Genomic DNA, 15,013 nt, shown 5'->3' with positions numbered 1-15,013 from the left:
GTGGAGGGGATGGGTCAGGAGGTGATGCCGCGTTTGCGGTCCAGGTCGGCGGCGACTTCCAGGGCGGCGCCGAGTTCGTCGCAGCCCTTGGCCATCATGATGTCGTAGCGCTGCTTTTTTTCTTCCGGCTCGGTCATCGCGAGCGCCAGGTACAGGCTGGGCGGAACCACCCGGAACAGCAGTTCGAGGCGCTTGGCGAGCACGACGCCTTCGGTGAACTTGCCGTTCTCCTTGCGGGCCGAGAGCATCATCGCCTTCTGCGCCGGCGTCAGTTCGCGGAACCTGGCGATCTTCTCCACCTCGTCCGGCGGCATGTTCAGGCAGATCCACCACTCGATCATGTTCAGCAGGGCGGAGGCCTCCGGGGGGACGTCGTCCACGTTCTGGGTGGCCATCCAGAACCAGGCGCCGAGCTTGCGCCACATCTTGGTGATCTTGACCGCGTAGGGAGAGAGCAGCGGCACCTTGAGCTGGATGTGGCCTTCGTCGGTGAAGAAGATCAGCGGCCGCCCCTTGAACTGGTCGCGCTCGGCGATGTTGTTCACCGTGTTGAGCAGCGAGATGTAGGCGATGGCCATCTGCGCTTCGTAGCCTTCGCGGGCGTAGGTCGCCAGGTCGACGATGGTGAGGTCCGCCTCGGGCCAGGGGCTGCCCGGCCGGTTGAACATTTCGCCTTCGGCGCCCATGCAGAACATGGACATGGCCTCGGCCATTTCCATCAGGCGATTGCGCCGGGGTTCAAGTATTTTCTCGTCGGCCGCCATGCGGCGCAGAGCATCGCGCACATCCTCCGGGAGGACGGTCTTTCCCTGCTCGGAGCAGGTCTTGGCCGCGTCCAGGATGCACTGGCGCAGGGCGCTGCGGTCGGCGCGCGTCAGTCGCGCGTCCTCTTTCGCCTCCCCGCCGGTGACCATCAGGCGGGCGGTGATTTCCATCTCGCCGAGGATGTCCCGCTGCTCGTCCTCGGTGTCGGCCAGGTGATCGTCGGAGGCCTCCATGTCCAGGACCTTCGTCTTGCCGGGGGCTTCGATGAGCTTGATCGCATCGGCGAAGGGCGCCAGGTTGACGCCCGAACCGGGAGCGAGACGCGCGCGGTTCACGCTGAGCCCCAGGTTTTTCGCGAACTCGCCCAGCAGGCCGAAGCTGTTGCCCGCCTCGACGATGAACAGGCGAGGCCGGTAGATCGCGATGACCTGGCTGAGGATGTTGGTCGCCGAAGCCGATTTGCCCGAGCCGGTCGGACCGAAGATGAACAGGTGGGCATTCATCTGGCGATCGAGGCGGTTCAGCGGGTCGAAGGTGACCGGCGCGCCACCGCGGTTGAACAGGGTGACACCGGGGTGGCCGGTGCCCGTCGAGCGTCCCCAGATCGGTGCCAGATTCGCGATGTGCTGGACGAACATGAACTGGACGTACCAGTCCAGGGCATGCCGCTCGTTGGGGTCGAAGTTGCAGGGCAGCCAGCGCAGGTAACTGTTCAGCGGGGCGACCTCGTCCTGCGGCTGGACCGGCGACATGCCGGCACCGAGCAGGGCGTTGCTGAGCTGGGTGGTCCGTTCGTCGAGCTGCCTGTGGTCTGTCCCCCGCAGATAGAAGGCGAGGTTCCCCCGATAGAGCTTGTGCTTGCGGCCGAGCAGTGTGCGGACGTGCTCCACATCGTCGCGCGTGTGGATCGAGGCCTGCGTATCGCCCACCGCTTTCTTCGAGAGCTGTTCCAGGTGGCCTTCCAGCAGGTCCTGGGGCGTGGCGACCATCGTGAGGCAGAGCACGGTGTCTTCCGGCAGGCGGTCGAACAGGGCGTTGTAGGCATCGCTCTTGCGGGTCTCGCCGGTCAGGTGGCCGGTCTTCGGCGCATCGCGCAGCCGGTCGACGACCACCACGCGATGCGGCATCGCATCGAAATACCAGAGCCCTTTGGGCGTGCTGGACTGCGGTTCCCGGTAGAAGAGGTTCTGGGCGAAGTCGGTGCCGCTGGCCAGCGGCAAGTCGTCTTCGGAGAGTCCCTCCGGGGCTTGGCAGACCAGTTCGAGGAAGCGGCGGATGTCGGCATCCGTCGCGCCCAGGTGGTCGGGGCGGGGATTGAACCAGTGGACGAGCCAGGTGCGCACGGCCTGGCCATCCATGCGTCTGGCGACCACGCCGGCGTTGGCCAGGGCACCGACCAGGCGATCGCAGATCACCGCGAGATAGGGGGCGGGCGCCTGGCCACGCACGACCATGTCCGATACCTGGACGCGGCGGTAGACCACCAGGCGGACCCGGCGCTGCTGGCCGCGCCAGGGCAACTGGCTGACGGCCGTGTCTTCGAACAATCCGCCGGGCTTGGCGATCGCCTCCAGATGCCGCTTGAACAACGCCAGGTAGACCTCGGTGAAGTCGCTCCCCGCGGCCCTGGGCTGGATGTAGTTGCGCAGGGACTGCAGGTAATCGTCGAAGTTGGTTTCGTCCTGGGCATACATCTGTACCACCCACGGCGAGCTGTCGAGTTCATCGAAACTGTCCTGCAGGGCGTTTTCCAGGGCGTCCCGAACCATCCGCAGCCAGGCCGGGTCGCGCCCTTCGGTGCCGATCGGCGTCAGTTCGAAGAAGGCTGCCCACGAATGGCCGTCCTCGAGGAGCATCGCCTGCTCGTCCGGCAGGTATTCCACCCAGGGCAACAGGTCGACGAAGGAGGGCGCCACCTCGTAGAGCCTGGCGACGTCCGCCTGGGTCGCCGGGCGTTTGCCGGGATCTCGCCAGTCCGTCGGATCGGGGATGCCGAGGCGGGTCAGCCGTTCGAGATGGCGCTCGGTGGCGGCTTCGATCCTCTCGATGTCGGGAGCCTCATGAGCCTCATGAGCCTCATGACTCTCTTGAGCGACGTCGGCGATCTGGACCTCGGGCTCGACTTTCTCCGCCATCCGGGCGCGGCCGCGGAATCGTTCGAAGAGGCCCATCAGTAGTCCTCCGTCCGCTCGCCGGGCATGGCGTACTGCACCCGCTGGTAGAGCGGGAATACGGTCGTGTAGCCCGGTACCGGCACCGGATCGGAGCCGGCCAGGTGCGGGAACACGTACATGACCAGGTCGGGATTGGGCAGACGCTTGAACTGGCTGTGGATCTCGTTCTCGGCTGTCCGGGTGAAGGCCGCATTGTCGTTGCGGGCTGCCGCTTGCCGTGGCTCCAGCGGCCGGCGCAGGGCCTGGCGGGCGTCGAGCAGCATCCGGCCGCTCGCGCTGCCGGCACTGCCGGTGGTCCCTTGTTGCCAGACGTCCAGCATGTCGGTGGCGCCGTGGGGCAGCAATTTGTCCTTGTTGGTGGAGCAACCGCCGATGCCGAGCAAGGCCAGCGTCAGCCAGGCACCTGCCAGGAAGCGGCGCTCAGTCGAGGTGTGCAGATACATGGGAGGCTCCCGCGTTGAAATCGACCTTGCAGCCCTTGAGTTCGTAGTCGATGGCCAACTGCTGCGTGAGGTGGACGGCGACCTTCGCTCTGGGCTGCACGTAGACGGCGGCGAAGGCCTCGCCGTACAACTTGCCCATCCAGGCGCGGATATCGCTCACGCCGCCGGACAGGATGGAGCCGATGGCCGAATTGCCGGAGGAGCCGGTCGTACCGAACGAGGCGCCGTTGCTGCTGAACACGGTCGAGCTGCTGTTCTCGTCGGCATCGAGCAGCTTGGCCATGCCGGCGCCGGCGGCGGTGATCAGTGACTGGGTGGTCAGGTACTCCTTGGCGTTCGAACGGCGTTCTCCGCTGATGCAGGGGATGCCGTAAGAATCGCTGATCCAGCCCAGGCCACCCTGGATGGATTGCGGGTCGCCGCTGCTGGCCTGGTTGTCGTTCTGGCTGTCGTTCGCCTCTTCGGCCGGGGCCGGAAACGTCCGTACCGTGCCGTCGTCGAAGACGAAGGTCAGGCTGCGGATCTGCCCGCGCACGCACGACAGCGTCCAGTCTCCGGAGGCGGTGCCGGTGGCCACGGCGCCGGCGACGTGGGGCAGCTCGATGCCGTTGGCGGCGAGGTTGTCCGCACCGATCAGGACCTTGAAGGGATACGGGTCGTTGACCGTGCCGTCGACCGGTACCCGGCCGATCAGCGCCGACAGGGCGACCGAGCCCAGGAGGGTGGAGTTCTGGGGCAGGGTGTAGGTCTTGCGAACCTGCTTGCGGGCGTCTTGCGGGGAGATCTCCCCGCCCACGCTGCGGGCGCTGGTGTCGAGGATGTTCTGGCCACGGTCGAGACCCTGGCCGAAGCTCGACGGGAAGCTGAAGCCGCTCGCCGTCTGGCTCGATCCGGCCGCGAGCGGCTGGCCATTGGCGTCCAGGGCGGTGGCGTCCTGCGGTTCGATCCAGACGAGATCCGGCTTCGCGGCGGGCTGGAACGCCTGGCCATCGCCCGGCTGAACCCCGAAGCCGACCGGCAGGTCGCTGCCGGCCGTGCCGCCGAGGTCGGCGCCTTGGCGCGTCAGGGTGTCCAACTGCTTTTGCAGGTTGTCGAGCACGCCCTGGCTTTGCTCGCGGGCTTGCTGCTGGGCGGCGCCCAGGCGTTGCTCGACGGTCTGATCGATGTTCTTCAGGCGGGTCATCAACTCGTCGTTCTGCTGTTTCAACTCGTTGTTCTGCTGCAGGGCCTGGGTGATCTGATCCTTCAGTTGCCGGCTTTCGGCCACGACGGTGCGCAGGGTATCGCCGGGGGTATCGCCGTCGACCCCCAGCGCTTCGGCTTGGCCGGCGCCGATCTTCGGGGTCGCTTCGCCCGACGCCGGGTCGTCGTTGCGTTTAGTGGCCGAGATCGCGATGACGACCGCGAGGATCACGAAGGGCGCCGCCAGCCACTTCAGCAGCGGATTACTGCTCAGCGTCGCCATGCCGGCCTCCTCGGGGATCTATCTGGCCGACGGCAGCCGGCAGCAGGGACTCGGCCAGGCTCTTGCCCCGGGTGACCAGGTAGAGCGTCGTCGTGTCGGTCGCGTTGCCGCGACCGTCGAGGTACGGGTGCTGGAAGGTCGCCGCGACGAAGTCGCCCATCAGCTCGCGAGGGTCCAGCGAAACCGGCTGTGCGCCGGCGTTGCGCAGTTTCACCGCCGTCACCCGGAAACCATCCAGCCGCCATGCCCCGAGAACGGTGGCTTCGACTGGCAGAACCGGCAGCAGGGTGCTCAGGTCCAGGCGCCGCTCGACGCGCGCCTGGGCTATTCCCTCGACCGGCTCCACGGTACGCAGTGGCGCATACAGCATCTGCGCCGCATAGCGGGTCAGAACCACCGGAATGGGCGTTTCCCGTTTGGGGGTGGCCGGCGCCTCTTGCTCCTGGTCGTCCTGCTCCGGTGACGTGTCCTGAGCCGCCGTGTTGCGGGATGCCGTGCTGCGGGATCTGGCAACGGTCTGCTGGCCGTAACGGGAAGGGGTGTTGTCGCCGGCGACGATTTTCACCGGCTCCAGGCCGGGCTGGTCGGCCTGGGCCGGCGTGGCGGCGATGTCCACCAGCATGATCTCGCCGTTGGCGACGTTCTGCAGTTGCAGCCGCGTGGGGAGGATCGCCTCCTGGGCCAGGAGGTAGAGGGCTCCGCCGGTGCTCTGGACGCGCAGTTTTCCGACCAGGTCGGGCGGCATGCCGACCCGGACGTTCTGGTCGACGAACACGATCCGCTCCTGGCCAACGAGCAGGGGGACGGCGAGGGGGAGGCGCTCCCAGCGCTGGATTTCCACCGCCTGGGCGGTCAGGGCGAACAGGGTGAGCAGGGCGCCTCCCCAGCGGCCTGGCTGTTTCATGGACGGCCTCCCGTGACGGCCGTATCCAGCTCGATCTCGATGCGCTGCGGGTTTCCGCCGTAGCAGTCCCACTGCAGGCCGAACGGGTTTTGCTCGGGATCGACATCGGCACGAACGATATGCAGCGGGTAGCGCGCGAGCGCGCGCTTCACGCGCTCGCCGCCGTAATGCTCGTCGGCGGCCATGTCGAGGTTGACCGTCCAGTCGTTGATGCTGTGCACGAGGGTGCGTTGTTCGCCCGCGTCGCCGATGCCCCGGCCGGGAATCTCGAATACGCCGCGTTCACGCTTGCGCAACTCCCCGGCGTTGCGCCGCAGTTCGTAGTCCTTCTGCAGGTAGGCCTTGCAGGCGGGGGTGAGGTAGGCATCCAGTCGATGGATGTTGTCCTGGTAGTCGACCTCGCCATCTTTCGGCCAGCGGTTCATCTGCTGGAAGATGTAGAGGGCGAAACTGTAGACGCTCTCCGGTGGAACCTCCCACCACTTGCGCGTGCTGCCCGAGCGCAGGTCCGGCGGGACGTGGATGGTCAGCTCCTGCGGGGCTTTCCACCAGCCGTAGGCGAGCGCCAGGCTCAGGAGGGTCATGAGCCCCAGGGCCAGGCGCAGGCTGAGAATGTGCGCCTGCTGGGCGTCGACCCGTTTCCGATAGCTCATGTGCGCTCCGTGCGACGACAGCTCCAGGCGCCGGAGCGCACGATGAGCCGGTGGCTGTTCAGGGCGGGCAGGCGCTGGGCGAGGGTGAGCTGGACCTGCCGGTAGAACCAGGTGTCCGGCCGGCCGCGCTTCATCCGGCGCAGGATGCGGCTGGCCACCGCCAGGCCGAAGACGCCGCCCAGCAGCCCGCCGGCCAGGACCAGGGCCAGGTTGCCGGCGAGGATCGCCACCGGCACGCCGAGGGCGAGCCCGGCACCCGCGCTGGCGACGAGGGTGGCCCACATCTCGTCGGCGGTGAGCCCACCGATCACCACGGGTTGGTTGTTCAGACGGATCGGCAGGAAGCGTAGCGTCCCGTCCGCGAGCAGGCTGTCATGCTCTTCGACCATGTCCGTGTCCCATCAGAGAATGTTGGTGGCCCGGGTTGCCAGGAAGATGCCGACCCCGATGATGCAGACGCCGACGGCCGCGGTCGCGCCGAGGTCGCGCCACTTCTTCTTGCCTTCGTGGATCTCGTGGTAGACCCCGTAGGCATGGGCCGCGACGCCCAGGAACATGGCCGCGAGCAACAGCAGCGCAAGCAGCATCGCCCCGTCGTAGCCGTAGTTCTGCAGCGTCTGGATGATGTTCGTCCCTTCGCCGCGAGACGGGGCCTGGGCTTGTGGCAGGGCCGCGAACGTCAACTGGGGAACAGCCAGGGCAACCGCGATAGCGATGTGGCGAAGGGTTTTCGTTTTCTTGGGCATGACGATGCTCCGGTTGGGTCAACTGAGGACGAAGGCGGTCAGGATCATGCAGAGCACCACGGCCCGGATGGCCGATGCCGCTGCGATGTTCCGGTCGAGGTTCTTGGTCGCCCAGCCCTTGTAGGCGCTGTAGATGGCCCAGCCGGCCCACAGGTAGGCGAGGGTGAGGGCGAAACCCACGAACAGGGTGGTGGTCGCGCTGGAGGTGAAGCCGCTGGCGGCCTGGAAGGCCGTGGATTGGGCGGAACTCATGCTCATGGCATCCGGCCTCCGTTGAGCGTGTAGCTGCCCGAGAGATCGGCCGGGTCCCTGGGCTGGGCACGGCTGGGGGTGAGATAGTCCTGGAGGCCCTGGCGGATACGCTGGATGTCGGTGGCCAGGCGCCGGTAGTCGAAGAAGTAGCGCTGGCCTGGCTCGTCGGCGATCCGGGCGCTGCGCCTGGCCGACTCCTCCAGGGCATTCAACTGGCGGATCATGACCTCGATGTGGGCCTGCTCGGACGCACTCGCGGCGTTCGCCTGGGGTGCGACCAGCACGCAGCCGGCGATGGCGAGCAGGCCGTGGCGGGCCAGTCGACAGGGAGAGGCAAGGAGGAGCGGATAGCGATTCACGGCTGGGCTCTGGCAAGTCGTTCATGCCAGCTTGCCGGCACCGGTCGACAGCCCGCAGCAAGAAATGCGTACTGGGCCTGCGCGGATTTTTTTCGGGCCGTCAGGCCGGCCGTGCACGCTTGAAAAACAGCAGGTAGCCGATCGGCTCAAACTATCCATGATGGTCCATGGCTAGGCTTGCGTCATAAATGGACTGCGTACATCCATGTGTTTACTTTCTGCTTGTCCTGGCCTAATGTACATCCTTCGTACACCTGCAACCGGAGCTTGCCATGTACACAACGAGGGTCTTCAAAAACGGCAACTCGCAAGCCGTCCGCATTCCTGCCGATCTGGCCTACGAACGCACAGACATGGAACTGGAGATCGAGCGCGAGGGCGATGAAATCCGTATTCGTCCAGCGCGTCGATCACTTGCCGGCGTGCTGAAGAAGTTCGCTCAATTCTCCTCGGACGTCATGGCTGCAGATAGAGGGGATCACGAGCAAACGGAGCGGGATGCCCTGTAATGCCGCGCTACATGCTCGACACCAATATGTGTATCTACTTGATGAAAAATCAGCCGGAGGAGGTCGTTCGACGTTTCGCGCAATGCTATGTCGGTGACGTGGTGATATCGGCCATCACGTATGCCGAGTTGGATTATGGCGTGGCCACATCGGCCAATCCGGAGCGGGAGCGCATCAACTTGGCCAGTCTTATCGAAGACATTCCTGTCGCACCGTTCGATGCCGCTGCCGGAATGGCTTATGGCCCAATCAGGTTGGCGACGCGCGACAGCAAGAAGGATCATCTCGACAAGTTGATCGCTGCGCATGCGGTGGCCCTGAATGTCATCCTGGTCACCAACAATGTGAGGGATTTCAAAAAGTATCCGGGTGTATCGATCGAAAACTGGCTGGAAGCTCAAGCCGAGTGATTCCACTGGAATCACCCCTTCGGAATGTCCACGCTGACATCGGTTGGGTAGGGTTTTCGGGTTGTCGTCTGCATGACTGCAAACGATAACTAAAGCAGTGGTTAATAACGGCCTCTAGAATGGCCTGTGTCGCCAGGGGCCGGGATCACCCGCTGCCTCGGCGCGCATCCAGCCGGTCTTGTGTCGCTCGGCACCCGACAAGCCATCCAGGAACAAGGCTGCAGAAGCGGCCACGCGCTCTGGCGTGAACAAGGGCCTGATGCGCTGCTTGACGTCCCGCAGCGACAAGGCCCATAGCTCCAGAGTGGTTTCGATGGAAGCATGAGTCATCTGAGATCTCCCTTGCCAGAAGGAAGATCATCAGGACAGATAAACTACAGATAGGCAACTGTAGTGCTAAATCACTATAACTTCGAGGGCCGGACAACCACCCGGCCCCTTCCCACAACCTATTATGTCGAAACTCAGGTACTCATCTGCTTGAGCATCGCCTAGGGTCTGTTAACTCTATTTACTAGAATGCAGCAAAACAGTGTTGAGACCGAGTGCCATGCAACTGACCGCCGAGCAATTCAAACAAATCGAAGGCTTGTTGCCGCGCCAACGCGGCAATGTACGCCTGGGCAACCTGCAAGTACTCAACGCCATCCTGTATGTGGCAGCCAACGGCTGCAAATGGCGCGCGCTGCCCGAACGCTATGGCAACTGGCACACCGTCTACACCCGCATGATGCGCTGGAGCAAAGCCGGCGTGCTCGATCGTGTTTTCGAACAGTTGCAGCGCCAGCGACTTATGCAGATACGCATCGAGGCCATCAGCCTCGACTCCAGTATCGTGAAGGTGCATCCGGATGGTACGGGCGCGCGAAAAAAAACGGTCCTCAAGCCCTCGGTCGCAGCCGCGGCGGCTGGAGCACCAAACTGCATCTGGTTGCCGCGGATGATCGCAATGTCGTGACCTGGAGCCTGACGGCGGGGCAGGCTGGCGATGCCCCCGAAGGCAGGCGCTTGATTCAGGCGTTGGGACCTCACCACGGGCTCGTGGCTCTGTTGATGGACAGTGCATACCAAGACAATGCCACGCGCGAGCTGGCTTGCGGCCTGGGTTTCGTGCCGGTGGTGCCACCCAACCCCCGGCGGCGCCAGCCGTGGGAGTATGACAAACCGCTCTATCGCCGACGCAACGGTATCGAGCGGCTGTTTCGACGACTCAAGGCCTGGCGCCGCGTGTTCACGCGCTACGACAAGCTTGACCTCATGTACGCCGCCTTCGTCACTGTGGCTCTTATCGCTGAGGCCCTACGGTAGTGTTAACAGGCCCTAACAGTACCCACACTGTACCAATGACAGTTGAGGAGCTTCAGATGCCCCGCATAACCCTGGCGCAACAGGTGGCCGACTCGGTGGAACGGCAGATACACGAAGGCGTACTGAAGGTCGGCGATCGCCTGCCATCCCTACGCGAATACATGCGCCTGCACGGGCATTCGAAGAACACCGTGATCACCGCCTATGAACTGCTGGCGTCCAAAGGCCTGGTGGAGGCCAGGCACGGACAGGGGTTCTTCGTTCGGGCTGCGCCCGTAAACACGGCGGAGCCGGATGAGGCGCTGCCTTATGCCCGGGCCATGGACACCATCTGGATGATGCGTCAGCAGTTCGTTCGCGAACCGGGCCAGGCGCCCCTGGGGGAAGGCTTTCCTCCGGTTTCCTGGCTGCAGGACATGCGCCTGGATAGGTTCACCAAGCAGGTGATGCGCAGCGGGGCGGGGTCACTGTTCCGCTACGGCAATCGCTTGGGTAATCCGGCCCTGCGGCAGAGTCTGGTACGCAAGCTGGCCAGCTACGCCATCAGCACGACGCCGAGGCAGATCGTCACCACCCACGGCGCCAACCATGCTCTGGACCTGATCATCCGCCGCTTCGTCGCCCCAGGTGACTCGGTACTGGTGGAGAATCCCGGCTACTATCCGCTGTTCGGAAAGCTCCAGCTGCAGGGCGCGCGCATGCTCAGCGTGCCACGCCTGCCGGACGGGCCGGACATGGTGGCCCTGGAGGCGCTGCTGCGCACGGAACGGCCGCGATTGTTCTTTATCCAGTCCATCGGACACAACCCGACCGGCTCCGATATCTCACCGGCAAAGGCCCACCAGCTCCTGCAGCTGGCCGAGCGGCATGACCTGATCCTGGTGGAGGACGACGCTCTGGCGGACTTCAAACCCAGTTCGTCCCTCAAGGTGTCCGCCCTAGATCAACTACGCCGCTCGCTGTACATCGGTAGCTTCTCCAAGTCCGTGTCCGCGGCATTGCGTGTTGGCTACATCGCGGGCAGCAAAGAGATGATCGACGAGTTGGCTGACCTGAAGATGCTGCTGCACACCAGCAGTTCCGAACTGTGCGAGCGAACGGTAGATGTGATCCTTAGTGAGGGACACTTCCTGCGCCATCTGACGCGGCTGCAGGACAGGGTGCGCGAAGCGACCCTGCACGGGCTGAACGTGCTGGATGAGCTGGGTGTCGAGGTGTTCTGCCGTCCGGAGCAGAGCCTTTACCTATGGGCCCGATTCCCGGGAGTCTGGGACTCGTCTCTGTTCACCCAGGAAGTTCAAGCCCAAGGGCTCACGTTGGCCCCTGGCGCGATCTTCAAGACCGATCAGAAAGCACCAACACCTTGGACCAGATTGAATGTTGCCTATGTCGGGGAGCCGTTGTTCGCGCAGTGTATTCGTAGCTATGGGGCACTGGCTGGCAGCACCGTTAGTCAGCTTTCCGGCGCTATTTAGGGCACCGCTGGAATGCGCTGCCGACGCCTTAGCACTACAGTTGCGTTTTTGCAGCTTATCTGTCCTGATGATCTTCCTTCTGGCGAGGAGATTTCAGATGACTCACGCTTCCATCGAAACCACTCTGGAGCTATGGGTCTCGTCGCTGCGGGACGTCAAGCAGCGCATCAGACCCCTGTTCACTCAGGAGCGCGTAGCCGCTTCTGCAGCCTTGTTTCTGGATGGCCTGTTGGGTGCCGAGCCACGCAAGACCGGTTGGATGCGTGCCGAGGCGGCGGGCGATCCCGGCCCCTGGCGACAACAGGCCATTCTGGGGCGCGGCCGCTGGGCGGCCGATGCCTTGCGCGATCTGGTTCGCGACTATGTGCTCGAGCAATTGGCCGACGACGAAGCTGTTCTGGTTCTGGACGAGACGGGCTTTCTCAAGCAAGGCCATACCTCTTGTGGCGTTGCTCGCCAGTACACCGGCTCGGCCGGCAAGATCACCAATTGCCAGATCGGTGTCTTTGCCGCTTATGTCTCGCGCCACGGACAGGCCTTCATCGACCGAGCGCTGTATCTCCCCAGGGACTGGACGGCAGACCCCGAACGCCTGGCAGCCGCCCATGTGCCGAAGGGCATCGGATTCTCGACCAAACCCCGGCTGGCTCAGGACATGATCGAGCGGGCCATCGCAGCGAATACGCCGTTCGCCTGGGTGGCCGCCGACAGCGTCTATGGAGTGGGTCATCTCGAGACCGCCCTGCGACGTGCCGGGAAGGGCTACGTGTTGGGTGTCAAGGGCACCCATGCGGTCAAGGCCTGGATTGACCGGCCCTGGCTCTCCGGCACGGCCGAACAGGCGGCTCGGGCGTTACCATCTTCGGCCTGGAGGCGCTGCTCGGCAGGCGAAGGCACTCAGGGGCCACGCCTGCACGAGTGGGCCTATCTGGAGCTGGCGGACCTGGAGGCCAGTGACTATGCCCCCTCCGCAACGGGCGTCTGGACACGGGGCCTGCTGATCCGTCGCCGTCTGGTTGACGGAGAACTGGCCTATTTCACCACCTGGGCACCGGCTGGAACCTCTCTGAAGAGGCTGGCCTGGGTGGAGGGCCATCGCTGGTCGATCGAGAGCGCCTTCGAAACGGCCAAGGGCGAGTTGGGCCTGGATCACAACGAGACCCGCTCCTGGCATGGCTGGCATCGCCATGTCTCGCTGGTCATGCTGGCCTTTGCCTTGTTGGCCCGGGTGCGCCATCAGGCCAACGCCCCGGCTCCCCCAAAAACCATCCAGCGGCTGATAGCCCTGACATATCCGGGTTGATCCGCTGGTCCATGCGGGAAATCCGGCGAATGGCTACCCGACTGGCACAACGGCAAATCGCACCGGATCACATCATGGCTTGGTCGCTCTGGCGCAGGAGACATCAGCACAGGGCCCAACAAGCACACATGAGAAGAAAAATACAACTGTAGTGCTAGAGCATTTTTACCTTATCCCAATTCATATCCGGCGGCCTCGAAGTAGTGCCTGCAGTCCTGCGCCGAGAACTGCGCAATCGCCTCGCCAATGCTCTGCCACAGCTGCGGCACGGTCCGCGCCGCCGCCTTTCTCAGCAGTGCCTTGAGCTTGGAGAAGGCCATCTCGATCGGGTTCAGGTCGGGGCTATAGGGTGGCAAGTAGCGCAGTGTGGCTCCTGCGCCTTCGATGGCCTGGCGTACCCCCACCACCTTGTGGGCCGGCAGGTTGTCCATCACCACGATATCGCCGGGCGTCAGCTCGGGTACCAGAACCTGCCCGACATAGGCCAGGAAGACCGGGCCGTTCATGGCGCCATCGAGCACCAGCGGCGCGCTCAGGCCATCCACCCGCAGGCCGGCGGTAAAGGTCGTGGTTTTCCAGTGGCCGTGGGGGATCGCGGCCCGGCAGCGCTCGCCGCGAGGGGCCCAGCCCCGCAGGCGGGCCAGGTTCGTCGAGGCGGCGGTTTCGTCGACGAAGATCAGCTTGCGCCAATCGAAACCGGACTGCTCCTCGATCCATCCCTGTCGGGCTGCCTGGACGTCCGGCCGTTGCTGCTCGGCTGCATGCGCCGTCTTTTTTTGTTTGACGATGACTCCAGCCCGGCATTTCGCTGGACTACGCCTAAGCCCGCTACAGCAGGTTTATCAAGGAATTAGGCGCGTCCATCATATGCCGGTGCTTTCCGAAACTTGACCCGGCTTCCGGTCGCGTGGCTCCCATGTGGCTCTTGGAAACCGAGGTTTCTGAGGAGTCATCATGGCAAGAATCAAACTCACCAAGTCCGCCGTCGATGCCGCCAAGCCCCAGGCGCGGGCCGTCGAACTCCGGGACACTGTGGTGCCCGGCTTCCTCTGCAAGATCACCCCGGCTGGCCGCAAGGTGTTCATGCTCCAGTACCGCACGAACGCCGGCGAGCGCCGCAAGCCCGCCCTGGGCCAGTACGGGGAACTGACCGTCGAGCAGGCCCGCGTCATGGCGCAGGAGTGGTTAGCCGAGGTTCGCCGGGGCGGCGACCCGAGTGCGGCCAAGGTCGCCGCCCGCAAGGCGCCGACCATGAAGGAGTATTGCACCACCTTCATGGAGGACTACTCCAAGCAGCGCAACAAGCCCAGCACGCAGCGCGGCTATCGGGGCGTCATCGACCGCAACATCATTCCCATCCTGGGCCGGATGAAGGTGCAGGACGTGAAGCGCCCGGACGTGGCCGCGCTGATGAAGAAGCTGGCCCACAAGCCGGCCGAGGCGAACCGCACCTTCGGCGTACTGCGCAAGATGTTCAACCTGGCCGAAGTATGGGGGCTGCGTCCTGACGGCACGAATCCTTGCCGGCACGTCCCGATGTTTCCGCCCGGCAAGGAAACCCGGCTCATCGTGGACGATGAACTGGTGCGGATCTTCCGTCACCTGGAGCACATGGAAGCCGAGGGACTGGAGAACTACGTCATCCCGCTGGCGATCCGCCTGCAATTCGAGTTTGCCGCCCGTCGCTCCGAAATCTGCCCGCTCGAATGGGACTGGGTTGATCTGGAAAAGCGCCGTGTCGTCTGGCCCGACAGCAAGACGGGCGGCATTTCCAAGCCCATGAGCGAGGAAGCCTATCGGTTGCTGTCCAGGGCGCCGCGCCGGGAAGGCTGCCCCTACGTCCTGCCGTCGCCCAACGACCCGACCCGGCACCTGACCTTTGGCGAGCACTATGGTGGCTGGAAGCGCGTGCTCCGTGCCGCCGGCGTGCCGCACGTCGGTACGCACGGCATCCGCCACCGCTCGACCACCGACATCGCCAATTCGGGCGTGCCCACCAAGGTCGGCATGGCGCTGACGGGGCACAAGACCGTGGCGATGTTCATGCACTACGTCCACACCGAGGACAAGCCGGTGCGCGATGCGGCCGAACTGGTGGCGAGTCGGCGGCAGGCCATCACGGGCGGATCGCCGCGCCCCGCTGCGGCCACGGCATGACCCCGCTGCCGCTTGCGGTGGCCCGGTCAATTCGCCAGATGGTGTCTGGCGAATCCTGGGCCACAGCCACTGCCTGCCCGAATTGTCGTG

Annotated in this window: 15 protein-coding genes and 2 pseudogenes; 6 read left to right on the top strand and 11 right to left on the bottom strand. The window is 64.5% G+C overall.

Annotated elements, in window-relative coordinates:
* Positions 1–14: 14 nt before the first annotated feature.
* Genes AVCA_RS16495 through AVCA_RS16455 form a run of 9 tightly spaced genes read right to left on the bottom strand, consistent with a single transcriptional unit; the run spans position 15 to position 7,722 of the window.
* Positions 15–2,936, bottom strand: coding sequence for a conjugative transfer ATPase (locus AVCA_RS16495; RefSeq protein WP_012702152.1), 2,922 nt, complete (start codon positions 2,934–2,936; stop codon positions 15–17).
* Positions 2,936–3,382: a TIGR03751 family conjugal transfer lipoprotein gene (locus AVCA_RS16490; RefSeq protein WP_012702151.1), complete on the bottom strand. Its 447-nt coding sequence runs from the start codon at positions 3,380–3,382 to the stop codon at positions 2,936–2,938. Before AVCA_RS16490 ends, AVCA_RS16495 begins: the two co-directional genes overlap by 1 nt.
* A complete protein-coding gene (locus AVCA_RS16485; protein ID WP_012702150.1) occupies positions 3,360–4,847 on the bottom strand; it encodes a TIGR03752 family integrating conjugative element protein in 1,488 nt (495 codons plus the stop codon). Before AVCA_RS16485 ends, AVCA_RS16490 begins: the two co-directional genes overlap by 23 nt.
* A complete protein-coding gene (locus AVCA_RS16480) occupies positions 4,828–5,751 on the bottom strand; it encodes a TIGR03749 family integrating conjugative element protein (protein WP_012702149.1) in 924 nt (307 codons plus the stop codon). The genes AVCA_RS16485 and AVCA_RS16480 overlap by 20 nt, the downstream gene beginning before the upstream one ends.
* Positions 5,748–6,404 carry a PFL_4703 family integrating conjugative element protein gene (locus AVCA_RS16475; protein ID WP_012702148.1) on the bottom strand — a complete coding sequence of 219 codons (657 nt, stop codon included), beginning with the start codon at positions 6,402–6,404 and terminating at the stop codon, positions 5,748–5,750. The genes AVCA_RS16480 and AVCA_RS16475 overlap by 4 nt, the downstream gene beginning before the upstream one ends.
* Positions 6,401–6,793 (bottom strand): TIGR03750 family conjugal transfer protein, encoded by a 393-nt coding sequence (locus AVCA_RS16470; RefSeq protein WP_012702147.1) that lies wholly within the window; start codon positions 6,791–6,793, stop codon positions 6,401–6,403. Before AVCA_RS16470 ends, AVCA_RS16475 begins: the two co-directional genes overlap by 4 nt.
* Positions 6,794–6,805: 12 nt before the next feature.
* The gene (locus tag AVCA_RS16465; RefSeq protein ID WP_012702146.1) at positions 6,806–7,150 is read right to left on the bottom strand and encodes a TIGR03745 family integrating conjugative element membrane protein; all 345 of its coding nucleotides are present in this window, start codon (positions 7,148–7,150) and stop codon (positions 6,806–6,808) included.
* Positions 7,151–7,168: 18 nt separating this feature from the next.
* Complete coding sequence (locus AVCA_RS16460) at positions 7,169–7,408, bottom strand: TIGR03758 family integrating conjugative element protein (RefSeq protein WP_012702145.1); 240 nt, start codon at positions 7,406–7,408, stop codon at positions 7,169–7,171.
* The gene (locus AVCA_RS16455; RefSeq protein WP_236616398.1) at positions 7,405–7,722 is read right to left on the bottom strand and encodes an integrative conjugative element protein, RAQPRD family; all 318 of its coding nucleotides are present in this window, start codon (positions 7,720–7,722) and stop codon (positions 7,405–7,407) included. The genes AVCA_RS16460 and AVCA_RS16455 overlap by 4 nt, the downstream gene beginning before the upstream one ends.
* A gap of 311 nt (positions 7,723–8,033) precedes the next feature.
* On the opposite strand from AVCA_RS16455, the gene AVCA_RS16450 reads away from it, so the two are divergent.
* A complete protein-coding gene (locus tag AVCA_RS16450; RefSeq protein WP_012702143.1) occupies positions 8,034–8,270 on the top strand; it encodes an antitoxin in 237 nt (78 codons plus the stop codon).
* Complete coding sequence (locus AVCA_RS16445) at positions 8,270–8,680, top strand: type II toxin-antitoxin system VapC family toxin (protein WP_012702142.1); 411 nt, start codon at positions 8,270–8,272, stop codon at positions 8,678–8,680. Before AVCA_RS16450 ends, AVCA_RS16445 begins: the two co-directional genes overlap by 1 nt.
* A 123-nt stretch (positions 8,681–8,803) precedes the next feature.
* On the opposite strand, the pseudogene AVCA_RS16440 reads toward AVCA_RS16445, so the two are convergent.
* A pseudogene (locus AVCA_RS16440) lies at positions 8,804–9,010 on the bottom strand (IS701 family transposase); the annotation flags it as partial.
* Between the two features lie 220 nt (positions 9,011–9,230).
* Between AVCA_RS16440 and AVCA_RS25780 the strand changes: the two are divergent.
* The 3 genes from AVCA_RS25780 to AVCA_RS16420 all read left to right on the top strand — a co-directional run bounded on the left by AVCA_RS25780 (position 9,231) and on the right by AVCA_RS16420 (position 12,766).
* Positions 9,231–9,988 (top strand): IS5 family transposase gene (locus AVCA_RS25780; RefSeq protein ID WP_144061657.1). Its coding sequence is split into 2 segments (ribosomal slippage): positions 9,231–9,546 and positions 9,546–9,988, totalling 759 coding nucleotides; the frame shifts between segments, so codons are not numbered across the junction.
* 56 nt (positions 9,989–10,044) lie between these two features.
* On the top strand, positions 10,045–11,463 hold the full coding sequence (locus AVCA_RS16425; RefSeq protein ID WP_012702141.1) for an aminotransferase-like domain-containing protein: 1,419 nt from the start codon (positions 10,045–10,047) through the stop codon (positions 11,461–11,463).
* 97 nt (positions 11,464–11,560) lie between these two features.
* Positions 11,561–12,766: an IS701-like element ISAzvi10 family transposase gene (locus tag AVCA_RS16420; protein ID WP_012702140.1), complete on the top strand. Its 1,206-nt coding sequence runs from the start codon at positions 11,561–11,563 to the stop codon at positions 12,764–12,766.
* 170 nt (positions 12,767–12,936) lie between these two features.
* On the opposite strand, the pseudogene AVCA_RS25295 reads toward AVCA_RS16420, so the two are convergent.
* Positions 12,937–13,536 (bottom strand): annotated as a pseudogene (locus AVCA_RS25295) (IS630 family transposase); the annotation flags it as partial.
* Positions 13,537–13,720: 184 nt separating this feature from the next.
* Between AVCA_RS25295 and AVCA_RS16410 the strand changes: the two are divergent.
* Positions 13,721–14,923 (top strand): tyrosine-type recombinase/integrase, encoded by a 1,203-nt coding sequence (locus tag AVCA_RS16410; RefSeq protein ID WP_012702138.1) that lies wholly within the window; start codon positions 13,721–13,723, stop codon positions 14,921–14,923.
* Positions 14,924–15,013: the final 90 nt, after the last annotated feature.

Source organism: Azotobacter vinelandii CA (genome assembly GCF_000380335.1).
In the GTDB taxonomy this organism is placed as follows: domain Bacteria; phylum Pseudomonadota; class Gammaproteobacteria; order Pseudomonadales; family Pseudomonadaceae; genus Azotobacter; species Azotobacter vinelandii.
This window is presented reverse-complemented; position numbering and strand designations above follow the sequence as displayed.

Excerpts from the sequence above, each read along its gene's own strand:
- AVCA_RS16495 (WP_012702152.1), bottom strand. The coding sequence starts at position 2,936 with ATGGGCCTCTTCGAACGATTCCGCGGCCGCGCCCGGATGGCGGAGAAA.
- AVCA_RS16490 (WP_012702151.1), bottom strand. The coding sequence starts at position 3,382 with ATGTATCTGCACACCTCGACTGAGCGCCGCTTCCTGGCAGGTGCCTGG.
- AVCA_RS16485 (WP_012702150.1), bottom strand. The coding sequence starts at position 4,847 with ATGGCGACGCTGAGCAGTAATCCGCTGCTGAAGTGGCTGGCGGCGCCC.
- AVCA_RS16480 (WP_012702149.1), bottom strand. The coding sequence starts at position 5,751 with ATGAAACAGCCAGGCCGCTGGGGAGGCGCCCTGCTCACCCTGTTCGCC.
- AVCA_RS16475 (WP_012702148.1), bottom strand. The coding sequence starts at position 6,404 with ATGAGCTATCGGAAACGGGTCGACGCCCAGCAGGCGCACATTCTCAGC.
- AVCA_RS16470 (WP_012702147.1), bottom strand. The coding sequence starts at position 6,793 with ATGGTCGAAGAGCATGACAGCCTGCTCGCGGACGGGACGCTACGCTTC.
- AVCA_RS16465 (WP_012702146.1), bottom strand. The coding sequence starts at position 7,150 with ATGCCCAAGAAAACGAAAACCCTTCGCCACATCGCTATCGCGGTTGCC.
- AVCA_RS16460 (WP_012702145.1), bottom strand. The coding sequence starts at position 7,408 with ATGAGCATGAGTTCCGCCCAATCCACGGCCTTCCAGGCCGCCAGCGGC.
- AVCA_RS16450 (WP_012702143.1), top strand. The coding sequence starts at position 8,034 with ATGTACACAACGAGGGTCTTCAAAAACGGCAACTCGCAAGCCGTCCGC.
- AVCA_RS16445 (WP_012702142.1), top strand. The coding sequence starts at position 8,270 with ATGCCGCGCTACATGCTCGACACCAATATGTGTATCTACTTGATGAAA.
- AVCA_RS16425 (WP_012702141.1), top strand. The coding sequence starts at position 10,045 with ATGCCCCGCATAACCCTGGCGCAACAGGTGGCCGACTCGGTGGAACGG.
- AVCA_RS16420 (WP_012702140.1), top strand. The coding sequence starts at position 11,561 with ATGACTCACGCTTCCATCGAAACCACTCTGGAGCTATGGGTCTCGTCG.
- AVCA_RS16410 (WP_012702138.1), top strand. The coding sequence starts at position 13,721 with ATGGCAAGAATCAAACTCACCAAGTCCGCCGTCGATGCCGCCAAGCCC.